This is a genomic window from Parashewanella sp. 2210YD4-3, from assembly GCF_056591735.1.
Genome location: NZ_JBWQOG010000004.1, coordinates 113,087 through 125,886 on the forward strand (window position 1 = coordinate 113,087; position 12,800 = coordinate 125,886).

General features: G+C 41.4%; 12 protein-coding genes. 3 read left to right on the forward strand and 9 right to left on the reverse strand.

Annotated elements, in window-relative coordinates; all coding sequences use genetic code 11:
* Positions 1-225 precede the first annotated feature (225 nt).
* A complete protein-coding gene (locus tag AC1EU0_RS07670; protein ID WP_480301710.1) occupies positions 226-606 on the forward strand; it encodes a hypothetical protein in 381 nt (126 codons plus the stop codon).
* 9 nt (positions 607-615) lie between these two features.
* On the forward strand, positions 616-993 hold the full coding sequence (locus AC1EU0_RS07675; protein ID WP_480301711.1) for a hypothetical protein: 378 nt from the start codon (positions 616-618) through the stop codon (positions 991-993).
* Between the two features lie 38 nt (positions 994-1,031).
* Here AC1EU0_RS07675 and AC1EU0_RS07680 read toward each other — a convergent pair whose 3' ends face one another.
* From AC1EU0_RS07680 to flgF, 9 genes are all read right to left on the reverse strand, one after another.
* Complete coding sequence (locus tag AC1EU0_RS07680; protein ID WP_480301712.1) at positions 1,032-2,516, reverse strand: flagellin; 1,485 nt, start codon at positions 2,514-2,516, stop codon at positions 1,032-1,034.
* A 406-nt stretch (positions 2,517-2,922) separates the two neighbouring features.
* Entirely contained in the window at positions 2,923-4,410 is a 1,488-nt protein-coding gene (locus tag AC1EU0_RS07685) for a flagellin (protein ID WP_480301714.1), read from the reverse strand.
* 237 nt (positions 4,411-4,647) lie between these two features.
* Positions 4,648-5,853 (reverse strand): flagellar hook-associated protein FlgL, encoded by a 1,206-nt coding sequence (gene flgL / locus AC1EU0_RS07690; protein ID WP_480301716.1) that lies wholly within the window; start codon positions 5,851-5,853, stop codon positions 4,648-4,650.
* Positions 5,854-5,867: 14 nt separating this feature from the next.
* The gene (gene flgK / locus AC1EU0_RS07695; RefSeq protein ID WP_480301718.1) at positions 5,868-7,802 is read right to left on the reverse strand and encodes a flagellar hook-associated protein FlgK; all 1,935 of its coding nucleotides are present in this window, start codon (positions 7,800-7,802) and stop codon (positions 5,868-5,870) included.
* Positions 7,803-7,879: 77 nt separating this feature from the next.
* Positions 7,880-8,782 carry a flagellar assembly peptidoglycan hydrolase FlgJ gene (gene flgJ / locus AC1EU0_RS07700; protein ID WP_480301720.1) on the reverse strand — a complete coding sequence of 301 codons (903 nt, stop codon included), beginning with the start codon at positions 8,780-8,782 and terminating at the stop codon, positions 7,880-7,882.
* Positions 8,783-8,823: 41 nt separating this feature from the next.
* Positions 8,824-9,915: a flagellar basal body P-ring protein FlgI gene (locus AC1EU0_RS07705; protein WP_480301721.1), complete on the reverse strand. Its 1,092-nt coding sequence runs from the start codon at positions 9,913-9,915 to the stop codon at positions 8,824-8,826.
* 10 nt (positions 9,916-9,925) lie between these two features.
* A complete protein-coding gene (gene flgH, locus AC1EU0_RS07710; protein WP_480302046.1) occupies positions 9,926-10,600 on the reverse strand; it encodes a flagellar basal body L-ring protein FlgH in 675 nt (224 codons plus the stop codon).
* 9 nt (positions 10,601-10,609) lie between these two features.
* Entirely contained in the window at positions 10,610-11,398 is a 789-nt protein-coding gene (gene flgG / locus AC1EU0_RS07715) for a flagellar basal-body rod protein FlgG (RefSeq protein WP_480301723.1), read from the reverse strand.
* Positions 11,399-11,425: 27 nt separating this feature from the next.
* A complete protein-coding gene (flgF, locus tag AC1EU0_RS07720) occupies positions 11,426-12,166 on the reverse strand; it encodes a flagellar basal-body rod protein FlgF (protein ID WP_480301725.1) in 741 nt (246 codons plus the stop codon).
* Positions 12,167-12,419: 253 nt separating this feature from the next.
* Between flgF and AC1EU0_RS07725 the strand changes: the two genes are divergently transcribed.
* Positions 12,420-12,794 carry a hypothetical protein gene (locus tag AC1EU0_RS07725; RefSeq protein WP_480301727.1) on the forward strand — a complete coding sequence of 125 codons (375 nt, stop codon included), beginning with the start codon at positions 12,420-12,422 and terminating at the stop codon, positions 12,792-12,794.
* Positions 12,795-12,800 lie beyond the last annotated feature (6 nt).

Genomic DNA, 12,800 nt, shown 5'->3' on the forward strand with positions numbered 1-12,800 from the left:
GCAGAGTTAATAAGGTTCACTACCCTTTAAACATTAAATTAAATTAATCATTTGTGTTATATCAAACGCCCATGTTTTCATACTTAGCCCACTATCCTCTGAACAACTCCCACCGAAAACAGGCTTGCACTTCGATAAAATGAATCTTTCTTTATAAATCATTGAAGTATTTAAGCAGTAACTGGACTATGTAAAAACTCATTTATACAGGCACTCGTGAAGATAATGGCAGTATCAGAGACATTAGGTTTTATAAATGCAAAGCTTCATATCGATGATATGGAACTCACCCATCATTTTCCGGATAGTATTTCAGAACAATTATCCCACTCATATCAAGCACGAAAAGTCTCGGCTTCATCAGAAGGCCCACTAGCGAAATTTAGCGTATGGACAATTAATGAAGACAATGAATACATAACTGAGTTTCATTGCCATATACAATCAAGAGAAAATGAAGATAATCAGGTTTCATTTTACGTTGCCATAGTAAAAGAAGAACCGGAGGCTTCAAATCAAGACTCTGAAAAGTCTTTGAGCTACAAAAAAGAGATAACAAAGCAAGTGGAAGAACTTTTGAATACATCACCAAAAACTCAAGCATGAGGAAACTGTATGTCCCTTCACCCAATTCAACTTACTTCAATCTATAACAGTGACTGTACTCCAATAGAGGTTTCAACTGCCGATGGTGATACCAAGCAGATTAATAAAAAACTAAAATCGGCAGCACAAGGGCTAAAAGGTAATGTTATTGCCAAGTTAACGCTTAAAATTCGTGATGGACGGGCTCTTTTGTCTACTCGCTATTATGATGTTAAAGAAGATGTACCAGAAAAAAATGGAATTCAGTTTAAGCTGTTTTTTATAAATGAAAAATCAGGCTTTGATTTTTCGGAGTGCGAAGGTGAAACCATAGTGGTTACCAGAACAACGTTTAATGAAACGTATTGTATCCAAGAGATTGAAGCCATAATAAACAAGCCTGCATAATGCAGGCTTGTTTATTATGTGAAAGCTTGTGCTTATTATTACAGTAGCGATTGAGCAACCTGAGGTAACTGGTTCGCTTGTGCCAACATCGCAGAAGACGTACGAGACAAGATTTGCTGTTTAGTCATGTTTGCAGTCTCTTTAGCAAAGTCTACATCTTGAATACGGCTACGTGCATCAGATACGTTATTTTCAATGTTGCCTAAGTTATTGATGGTATGACCCATACGGTTTTGTACCGCACCAAGGTCAGCACGTTGTGCATCAATTTGGCCAATAGCTGCATCAATGACTTTAATTGCTTTTTGAGCGCCATCAGCTGTTGATATATTAATATCTTCAATCGCATCTTTTGTTGCAGTGTTATTACCCACTGCATTGAATACATCACCATTTGCACCAGAAAACGAGAAACCTTCACCGCCACCGCTTATTTCTATTTCTGCTACTTTCACCGCAGAGTTAGCATCAGCAACTGCTTCACCAAGCTTTGTTCCACCAAAAGTTATTTCAGTATCATCACCCGCAGCATCACTTCTAAAGTTCTCTAACTTTATATCACTACCATCTTCCGCAACTAAATTAATTGATTGCTTATCATCAGACAAAACCGCTTTAACATTTGAATCATCCGATTTTGTATTAATAGCTTTGGCAAGTTCTGTTAAGTCATTAGGATTACTAACGTTAGCAGCAACAGCTTGTCCGTTAATACTAAACTCAACATTACCTGCTTTAGTTAAACCTTCAAGTTTTGCTTCATTTTTTAACGCTTTCGCTTCAACATCAATTCCCTCAGCTGAAGCTGCAGTATTGATTGCTGCTGCAATAGTTTTTGCGTCGGCATTAGCTGCGTAACTTATGTCTCCTGTCGTCTTATCACCAGAACTCAGCTTAAGGTTAGTTTCACCACCAATACCATTGTCAACTGTCGCTGCACCAGCATTACCAGCTGCTGCTGCTGTACCCGCTACAACATTTCCAGTGATTGTGCCGTCAGCCTTAACAACGCTTCGCCCCAAGTTATCGGCACCGACATCACTCAATGTGATATCAATGGTCTCACCTGCTTCTGAGCCTATCTGAAACGCTTGTGTTTTATATGAACCATCAAGCAACTTTTGGCCACCAAATGACGTAGTTTCAGAAATACGTGTCAATTCATCTTTCAATGCGCCAATTTCTTTTTGCATCGCGCCACGGTCTTTGGCTGAGTTTGAACCGTTGGCAGATTGCAGTGATAAATCACGCATACGTTGCAAAATGTTGGTTGATTCTTGCATCGAACCTTCAGCAGTTTGCGCAATTGAAATACCATCATTGGCATTACGCTTTGCTACACCTAAACCATTAATTTGGCTGGTTAGACGGTTTGAGATTTGAAGACCTGCGGCATCATCTTTGGCACTGTTAATGCGCATACCTGATGCGAGACGCTCCATAGATGTTTTAACACCCATGTTAGCATTACCTAACTGGCCCTGGGCTTTCATTGAGGTGACGTTAGTATTGACTGAAATCATAGTATATCCTCTGATTTACCTGACTGATTCCATCCAGTTGCATCTCAGTCAGACTTAGTTTTTGGTTACAACTAAGTTAACGGCAGGAAAAAACGATACTTTAGAAAAAATTTGAAAAATGTTTTAGAGGACTGTCAGTATGCTGAAATATCGACGCTTAATTACCGCCATACCAGCAAGGCGGAAAACGAAGTAACGACAGTTTTGTATGTCGGTAGCCTAGCGAATTTTCACTATAAAAAACAAAGGCAATAGCCTACGCAGGAGCGACGGGGTGGTATCTTGAATTAAAAATGATAATTGACACATACAATAACAAACAAAACGGTGATATAGAGACTCTATACCACCGTTTAAATTCACTACGTTTTTTAGGTCTTAACCTAGTAACTACTTTCTAGCATCATTACCCTAGTAGCGACTGAGCAATTTGTGGTAATTGGTTCGCTTGAGTCAACATTGCAGAAGACGTACGTGACAAGATTTGTTGCTTGGTCATATTCGCCGTTTCTTTGGCAAAGTCAACATCCTGAATACGACTACGTGCATCCGATACGTTATTTTCAATGTTACCTAGATTGTTGATGGTGTGGCTCATACGGTTTTGTACCGCACCTAAATCAGCACGCTGTGCATCAATTTGACCAATAGCTGCATCAATGACTTTAATTGCTTTTTGAGCGCCATCAGCTGTTGATATATTAACATCTTTAATCGCATCTTTTGTTGCAGTGTTATTACCTACTGCATTGAATACATCACCATTTGCACCAGAAAACGAGAAACCTTCACCGCCACCGCTTATTTCTATTTCTGCTACTTTCACCGCAGAGTTAGCATCAGCAACTGCTTCACCAAGCTTTGTTCCACCAAAAGTTATTTCAGTATCATCACCCGCAGCATCACTTCTAAAGTTCTCTAACTTTATATCACTACCATCTTCCGCAACTAAATTAATTGATTGCTTATCATCAGACAAAACCGCTTTAACATTTGAATCATCCGATTTTGTATTAATAGCTTTGGCAAGTTCTGTTAAGTCATTAGGATTACTAACGTTAGCAGCAACAGCTTGTCCGTTAATACTAAACTCAACATTACCTGCTTTAGTTAAACCTTCAAGTTTTGCTTCATTTTTTAACGCTTTCGCTTCAACATCAATTCCCTCAGCTGAAGCTGCAGTATTGATTGCTGCTGCAATAGTTTTTGCGTCGGCATTAGCTGCGTAACTTATGTCTCCCGTCGTCTTATCACCAGAACTCAGCTTAAGGTTAGTTTCACCACCAATACCATTGTCAACTGTCGCTGCACCAGCATTACCAGCTGCTGCTGCTATACCCGCTACAACATTTCCAGTGATTGTGCCGTCAGCCTTAACAACGCTTCGACCAATTTCTGAAGATTTAAAATTACCTAATGTTACATCAATAGTTTCGTTTGCGTTAGAACCAACTTGAAACCCTTGAGTTTTATAAGAGCCATCTAACAATTTTTGACCGCCGAAAGTTGTTGTTTCAGCAATACGTGTTAACTCATCTTGCAATGCCGATAATTCTTTTTGCATCGCTCCACGGTCTTTTGCAGAGTTTGAGCCGTTCGCCGATTGCAATGACAAGTCACGCATCCGTTGCAAAATATTGGTTGATTCTTGCAGTGAACCTTCCGCTGTTTGCGCAATAGAAATACCATCGTTAGCGTTACGTTTTGCGACACCAAGGCCATTGATTTGGCTGGTTAGACGGTTAGAAATCTGTAGACCAGCGGCATCGTCTTTTGCGCTGTTAATACGCATGCCAGATGCAAGACGCTCCATTGAAGTTTGAACGCCCATGTTGGCTTTACCTAAGTTTCCTTGGGCCTTCATTGAAGTAACGTTAGTATTTACACTAATCATGTTTTTCCCCTTAAAATTTAGCCTAAGCCAACTGCTCGGCTACTTTGTGTTTAATTTTTTTGTTTAGCCAGTTTGTGTGAAGTTTAAAGTCACTGCCTAGTAAGAACTTGTGTCACTCCTGCGTAGGCAGGAGCCCAGTGTCTTCTATTGCTTAAATAAAAGTCCCTAGATTCCCGCCTACGCGGGAATGACACTTACACCAATGAACAATTTCTCAAATCGAACAGACAAGCCGTACTAAATAAAATCAAATAACGACGTGTTACTGACTTTGGTGTATGTACTCGAAGCGGCTCTTAGTGCTAACTGCTCGCGATTTAAATCCGTAATTGCTTTTGCGGTATCTAAATCTTCTAGCTTTGCCAATGCTTCAGTATTTACTAGCTTGGTATCTTGGTGTCTTGCCATGTAGCTTTCGCTATTTTGTAAGCTGACACCGGCCTCGCTTCTGGCTAAACCAATTTGATTTATACCTTGGTTTAAGTTATTCAATTGCTGTGCCAACTCTGCTTTCCCAGCTTCAGATTGCACATCACCCTTTTCTAATAGCAAAATGGCTTTCTCAACGGTGTCAAAGATATTGGTGTTGGGTTGTGGGCTGATTTCCACGCTATCACCCGCTTTGGGCGTGCCGTCTAGCTTTATTTCAATACCGCTAAAACTGATTGGTTTTTTAGGATCAAATGGCGCTGCCGCTAAAGCGGTTTTACTGCCGTTTTTTACCTCGACGTTTACCCCACCTTTTCCGTCATCAACAAAGTTAATGCTGTAATTTGCGGCAACGTGTGTCGAAGAATTGGCAACTTTTGCCTCAGATATCTGAAACTTGCCACTTTGGTTTGACGAGTATTTGGCGCTGTAGTCACCAAGGGCATTTTTGCCGTCCATAAAGGCGTGACTGCCAGAAATGTTAGTGCCTAGTGCTACGCCATCGGCCACTACTGAGTTACGAACACCATCATCGCCGTTGTAGCTGATGCTTCTTGGTGAGCTACCTGAAAACTCAAAGGGTTTTTGGTCGGTTTTGAAACCAGAGAAGAAATAGTTACCTGATTCATCACGGCTATTGGCTACTTGTTGTAATGCTTCCAAGTCGCTGCGCATTTTTTTGGCAATGGTTTGCCGATCGGCATCGCTATGTCTGCCGTTAAGGACACTCAGCATTTGATCTTTTAAGGCGCGTGCAATGTCTTCGGCATCACCAAGCTGGGATTCGGTTTGTGACAGGTGATTCTTAGCGTAATCAATATTTTTTAGGTATTGATCTGACAATTTGTTTTGCTGCTTTAAGTTATCAATCGCAACAGAAGCGACAGGATCATCGCCAGCTGTATTTACGCGTTTGCCAGTGGCAATTTGCTCTAACAATTCACTGGTATTCGATTGACGATTAAGAATATTGCCAATGTTTTGTTGATGAAATTGTGCTGTTGATACTCTCATTTTTTAATTCCTTCTTATCTAACAGCACTTAGCAAACTGTCGAATACTTGATTGGCTACTGTCATGACACGGGCTGAAGCTTGATAGGATTTTTGAAAGCGCATTAGATTTGCCGCTTCTTCATCTAAATTGACACCTGATTCACTTAGCACTCGCGTTTCTGCCTGTTTGAAAACGGCTTTGGCACTGTTAAGTTGGATTTCGGCTGAGCTGGTTTGGCTACCAATATCTTGCTTGGTGTTTTGGAACACATCGATGAGAGTGGTTGAGCCATTGTTCATTTTGAAATTAGTAGACAACTTTGCCATTTCAACCGCATTACGGTTATCACCTTTTCTGGCGGATAAATCGAAAGTGAATTTATCGGTTGCACCTGCGGTTGAAGTCACTTCAAATTCAATACCGTGGGCTTTGATTGTATTGCCTGTAAAAGTTTGATTGGCGGCGCCAATACGATTGCCATCTTTATTAAACACTGTGAAAGTTTTTGGTGTGGTACTGGTATTGATTTCAAACGTCAGTGGTTGACCATCTTTAGGGAAATTAGCTGCGTTACGATTTGTAATACCTTTTAGTTCAACAGTTGTATTGCCTGAGTTACTGTCTGGCGTGGTAATTTTCGCTTTTCCGGCGGCAATTTCTTTCGGATCTTTCATGGTCACTTCGATGCCACTTGCCGCACCTGAAGTTGGGCGAATGGTAAATTTGTCTTTGTTAGCAAAGGCACCTGATTTAATTTGGATGCTAAAACCATCGCCACCAGTAAGCTGATTCGGTGTAGTTGATGTATCAAGCGCTAACGTTTGCTCTTTACCCGTTGCGTTGTCAGTAAGTTTGTAATCTGTACCGTCAAAACTTAGTTCGTATTCACTACCTGTCAGCTTGGTAACATCGTCAATATTTACATTTAAGCTTGCTGTTCCAGTGTTTCCTTCAAACTTACCTACTCGACTATGAGCCATAGCAGGATCATTGATGTCTTGAAAAATTGGCTTTCCAATCTGACCATTTAAGTCTATGCCTTTGGCTTGCACTTGATTAAAGGCATCAGCGACACCTAATGCAAATTGCCCAAGTTCGTTTTTGGCTGGAATAAGGGTGTTTTGTCTAAAATCGAACAAACCGCCAAGCTTACCGCCTAATTGATTTACCGAAACAGAGGTTTCATGGTCACCAGCTTTGACCATTAAGCGGGTTTCGTTTGGAAACGGGTTACCATTCTTTGATTCTAATTGCATGGTTTGTTGACCACTTACCAATGCAACCGAACCACCAAGCATTACACTTTTGGCTCCGCTCTCTAATGGAATAACATTGATACTGGCGTATTCGCTAAGTTCTTTCAGCAAGTTGTCTTGCTTATCCAACAGCTGGCTGTTTGCGCCACCGCCTTCCATTAATTCACGGTTGATGTTGCCCAGCTCCTTGGTCAAGGTATTAATACGCTTGAGAGATGCATCGATTTGACCGTTGGTGCTTTTAAATTGGCTGCTCAAATGGTTATCCATTTGATTGATGGTTTTGGCTAGGTGCTTAGCTGAAGATAAGATACTGGTTCGAATACCAAGATCATCAGGCGTATCGCCAAGACGGTTAATATTGTTTTGGAAATCATTAAGGCTGTCTGGAATAGCTTTGCCGATTTGAGAGAACAGCTGATCCATCTCAGTTAATTTAGAATGACGGGTTTGAGCCTCAGAAAGTCCAGTAGAACCGATACGTAATTCGCGAGTGGCAAACTCGTTATAAATTCTTTTCACATCGGAAACATAAGCACCAGAACCCATAAAATGATTACCCACCTTATGGGCATCTAAAGTAGATTGGGTGGCAACTTGCCTGTTATAGCCGTCAGTATTTACGTTGGCAATATTGTTACTGGTTACGCTGAGTTGCGACTGTGACGTCAACACACCATTGCGAGCAATATTCATTAAATCATTAGACATAACAGCTGTTCCAATTTATTGTTTTTTGTTCCTACGGCCAGAGTAAGCGTGTCGAAAATATCTACTCAGTTAAGAGATTACTGGGGGACAATGCCTTTCATTACGGCTAACACTTTCTTGGCGTAATTGGGATCTGTGGCATACCCTGCATTTTGCAGGCCAGTTATGAATTGTTGGGGATCTTTTGCGACATCAAGCGCTTGTTGGTAGCGCTGATTACTTGAAATGAAGTTTACAAAGTCATCAAAACTTTGTTTGATTGAGTCGTAGACTCTGAAATCAGCTTGCTGACGGTTTGCCACGCCACCGTCAAACTCTAAAGTGGATACTCTGGCCTTATCTCCGCTCCATCGCTTGTCTGCTTTGATATTAAAAAGGTTGTTGCTGGCAGTGCCATCTGCTTGACGCACCATTTTTTTGCCCCAGCCTGTTTCTAATGCCGATTGGGCGATTAATACTTCTGGCGTTGTACCTAATTTTTCAGCAGCTTCTTTCGCATGAGGATAAAGTTGTTGCACAAAGTTATCTTGGCTTTCAAAAGGCTGAGACGGCAACACCTTGCCGCTAACAACGTCATTAAGCTGTTGTGGCTTTGGCGTGGCACTTATATTGGCTGTAGCAGTGATTGGTAAGCTATCAGTACGAAGTGTTGAGGCAGGACGCATATTGCTGGTTTCTGGTGACAATTGCTGCACCATTAAGTCGGCTAAGCCTAATACGCCTTTATCCGAAATATCATTCGCCATTTGCTGATCACGCATTTGCTCATAAAAGGCGGTGTACTGAGTATTAAATGGACTGTCAGACTTAAAGGCTTCATTGGCATCACGCATGCTTTTCATCAGCATTTGCACAAAGATACCTTCAAATTGCTTGGCAACTTCTTTAATCGCACCTTTGTCATTTTGTTGAGCACGAGAACGGAGGTTATCTAATCCTCCAAGTTCCAACATATTTGATGCGTTTGATAGTTTGTCCATAAGATCCGTTTAAGTTATTGCTGTTGTTCTGTTTTACAGAGTTAAATAATGATCAACTCGCCTTGTAATGCGCCTGCTAATTTCAGAGCTTCCAAGATCGCTAATACATCTGATGGCGCTGCGCCAACCAAGTTAACCGCTCGCACTAGTTCATCTAATGAAGTACCAGGTTTAAAAGAAAACATGCGTTTGTTTTTTTCGTTTACATCAATATCAGAATCAGGCGTTACTACTGTTTGGCCTTGTGCCAACGTGTTTGGCTGAGAAACTTGCAGTGCTTCTTTGATGGTCACGGTTAACCCACCATGGGTAATGGCGGCAGGTTTTAACCTCACTTGCTCTCCAACCACGATGGTGCCAGTACGAGAGTTAACAATGACTTTGGCCGATTCAGTTGCTAAATCCACTTGTAGATTTTCAATAGTGGCTAAGTAAGATACACGCTGAGACGGATCACGCGGTGCGCTGACTCGAATCGAAGTCGCATCTAATGGCTGGGCAATTCCACCACCCAATAAGTCATTAATTGCATCGGCAACTCGTTTAGCCGATGAGAAGTCTGGGCGCAATAAATTAAATGTGAGATAGTCACCATGAGCAAAAGGTGAAATCACTTCGCGCTCTACAATCGCACCACTTGGAATGCGTCCAACGGTTGGCGTATTTTGAATAACTTTGGAACCATCACGACCTTCGGCGCTAAAGCCACTGACAATTAGGTTACCTTGAGCGATGGCATAGATTTTTCCGTCAATCCCTTTAAGAAAGCTTTGTAATAATGTGCCGCCACGTAAACTTTTAGCTTCACCAATGCTTGAAACAGTAACGTCAATCGTTTGACCCGTTTTAATGAACGCTGGCATGGTAGCGCTAAGCGCCACTACTGCTGAGTTTTTGATTTTTGGGCGAACGCCATTGGGTAAATTGATGCCAAAGTTTTTCAACATGGTACTGAACGTTTGCTCGGTATAACGGTTTCGCTCACCTGTACCCGGCAAGCCAACTACTATGCCGTAGCCTACTAATTGGTTATCACGAATACCTTGGATATTAGCAATATCCTTGATTCGTTGAGCAAAACTACTGGTAGAAATGACTGCTAGTAATAAGCCGAGAATAATTTTAACTTTCATAACTTAACTCCTAGAAAGGCCACCATTCACCAAGGAAAAATTTCGATAACCAGCCTGCTTTTTGTGAGTCTGCAAAGGTACCTGTACCACTGTATTGAATACGGGCATTGGCAATTTTTGGCGACTCAATGGTGTTGTCTGGTTTAATGTCTTCTGTGCGGATCACTCCAGTAACCCGAATAAACTCTTCACCGTTATTGATGGTGATCCACTTTTCACCGCGAATGACTAGATTGCCATTAGCGAGTACTTTCATTACATGAGCAGAAATATTGCCTGAAAGGCTGTTGCTTTGATCGGCATCCGCTTCACGGCTTAAATCAAAGTTATCTTTGTAATCTAAGCTAATTGGGTTGCCATTAATGGTGGCGTTTTTTCCTGCTAGCTTGAATGGATCAAGTTTAAAAGCATTGCCTTTTTTAATGCCATTAGTGGCACTTTTACGGGCTTGGGTAGATTCTGTAAGTCTTACCGTAATAATGTCACCGATACGATGCGCTCGCTTGTCGGTGTATAGCCCTGCTACTTGACTATCGAGAAAAATTGAGCCTGTCGGTTCATTGTGAGTTGGCGCAGCCTGAGGTACCACTGGAGCATAATATGGATCATCAGCAATAGGCTTCTTATTTGTTGAAGCACATGCTGTTAGCATTAACGCGCTAACCACCAGCAATAAACGCAACATCATCAACTCCTAAAGATTTTGGTTAACGTAAGACAACATTTGGTCGACAGATGAAATCACTTTAGAGTTCATCTCGTAGATTCTTTGGCTTTCAATCAGGTTCACTAGCTCTTCAGTCACATTCACGTTCGAGGTTTCTAACGCTCCTTGACGAATGGCTCCCATGCCATTTAGCGCAGCAGTACCTTGAATTGGCGCACCACTGGCTCCAGTTTCTAGGTATAAATTTTGTCCCATAGGCTCTAAGCCTGATGGATTAATAAAGTCTGACATGGTGAACTGGCCAATCACTTGGTTTTCAGCTGCTCCCGGTACTTTTACCGATACTTCACCCTCAGCTGAAACCGTAATGCTTTTAGCGTCTTGCGGAACCGTAATCGCAGGTTGAATTACAAACCCCGAACCCGAAGTTACAATTTGGCCTTGATCATCCATGCTGAATTGACCGCTACGAGTGTAAGCAATGCTTCCGTCTGGCATTTGCACTTCAAAGAACCCTGGACCTTCAATCATTAAGTCTAATGAATTATCTGTAGTAACCATGTTACCTTGAGTAAACAGCTTTTGAGTCGCTACCACTTTGGTACCAGCCCCAACATTCAACCCATTTGGCAGTTTGGTATTAGCGGCGCTTACACCACCGGCTTGGTTAACCTTTTGATACAATAAGTCTTCAAAAACAGCGCGGCTCTTTTTAAAGCCAACAGTACTGGCGTTGGCTACGTTATTTGAGATCACTGCGATGTCGGTTTGTTGGGCATCTAAGCCGGTTTTACTTATCCATAATGCAGGATGCATAATTCACCTTTTGTTTTATTCCCTAATCTAAATCCGAACCATCTGCGCTGCGGCTCGATCATTTTCTTCTGCGGTTTTCATCATCTTGACCTGCATTTCGAACTGACGCTGAATATCAATGAGCGCCACCATTTCTTCTACAGGGCTGACGTTACTGCTCTCGATTGCACCACTTTCGACCTTTACATCAGGATCTGCAGGTGCAATTTGACCGTTCATTTGACGAAACAAGCCATCTTCGCCACGCATAAGATCTTGATTATTTGGATTTACCAATTTGATTCTGTCGACGACTTCAATAACCTCTGCTGGTGCACCTTGTGGGCGAACAGAGATAGTGCCATCTTGGGCAATTTCGATTTTTTGAATAGGAAGGGGTAGGACAATAGGACCGTTTTCACCTATGACTGGATTTCCACGGTCGTTTTGCAGTAAACCTGTAGCGTCAAAACTCAGACTACCTGAACGAGTATAAGCTTCTTGTCCATCTTTACCCTGAACACCAATCCAGCCATCACCGTTAATGGCGACATCTAAATCACGACCAGTGGTACGAAGCGCTCCTGCTTTAAAGTTACTGCTGGGTGTTTCAGTCATGGCAAACACCCGAGTAGGCAAACCTTCACCAAAAGCTTGCATAGAGCGAGCTTGAGCCATATCGGCTTTAAAGCCATCAGTATTAGCATTAGCAAGATTATTGGCTCTAACCGCCAATTCATTCATATTTTGCTTGGCGCCACTGGTGGCGATATAGAGAAGTTTGTCCAATTGCCTATCCGTCAAATATTCAACATTTGACTTGATAAAGCATTGAACGTGCCAGTTTGAAAGAGATGAGACTTAGCTGAGAAAATAGAAGAACTTGATATGGAGCCGAACCCAATTTTCATGAGACCTGTAAGTGATTGAACTATTCATGGCTTCGAATCATCAAGAGTTATAAGAAAGCCAATTTTGTTATTTGAAAAACTAAGTTAAACAATGAATTATCATAAAACAACGTCAAATTGGGGTGATTATAATGTCTGTGCCAACTTACCAATTCAAATTCAATCTAGACTGGAATCTAAAAAATCAGCTATCTCAACAACAAGTTGATAAACAGAATGTTTTTACAGACAAAGTAATTAATGTGTTTCAATCTAAAACTAATTCAGCGGTTTTCAAATTCTCTGATAATAAAGTGTTTGTCGTTCGAAGAGATTCTACAAATGAGCTACACTTCTTCCAGCTCTGTAATCCTAGGTGCTGTATGTCTAGTAAAAATCCAGAAGAAAAAATCACTTTGTTATCAATAGATTTATCCACGATCTACCAAGCAAATCAAGCCAGTAGAGTACATAAACTGAATATCACCCCAGAGCTACACAAACGATATTATGCAAAAAAACTGTGAAAGTTG

What these genes read in the sequence shown, in the direction of transcription:
- AC1EU0_RS07670 (WP_480301710.1), top strand. Translation starts at nt 226, where the DNA reads ATGGCAGTATCAGAGACATTAGGTTTTATAAATGCAAAGCTTCATATC.
- AC1EU0_RS07675 (WP_480301711.1), top strand. Translation starts at nt 616, where the DNA reads ATGTCCCTTCACCCAATTCAACTTACTTCAATCTATAACAGTGACTGT.
- AC1EU0_RS07680 (WP_480301712.1), bottom strand. Translation starts at nt 2,516, where the DNA reads ATGATTTCAGTCAATACTAACGTCACCTCAATGAAAGCCCAGGGCCAG.
- AC1EU0_RS07685 (WP_480301714.1), bottom strand. Translation starts at nt 4,410, where the DNA reads ATGATTAGTGTAAATACTAACGTTACTTCAATGAAGGCCCAAGGAAAC.
- flgL (WP_480301716.1), bottom strand. Translation starts at nt 5,853, where the DNA reads ATGAGAGTATCAACAGCACAATTTCATCAACAAAACATTGGCAATATT.
- flgK (WP_480301718.1), bottom strand. Translation starts at nt 7,802, where the DNA reads ATGTCTAATGATTTAATGAATATTGCTCGCAATGGTGTGTTGACGTCA.
- flgJ (WP_480301720.1), bottom strand. Translation starts at nt 8,782, where the DNA reads ATGGACAAACTATCAAACGCATCAAATATGTTGGAACTTGGAGGATTA.
- AC1EU0_RS07705 (WP_480301721.1), bottom strand. Translation starts at nt 9,915, where the DNA reads ATGAAAGTTAAAATTATTCTCGGCTTATTACTAGCAGTCATTTCTACC.
- flgH (WP_480302046.1), bottom strand. Translation starts at nt 10,600, where the DNA reads ATGTTGCGTTTATTGCTGGTGGTTAGCGCGTTAATGCTAACAGCATGT.
- flgG (WP_480301723.1), bottom strand. Translation starts at nt 11,398, where the DNA reads ATGCATCCTGCATTATGGATAAGTAAAACCGGCTTAGATGCCCAACAA.
- AC1EU0_RS07725 (WP_480301727.1), top strand. Translation starts at nt 12,420, where the DNA reads ATGTCTGTGCCAACTTACCAATTCAAATTCAATCTAGACTGGAATCTA.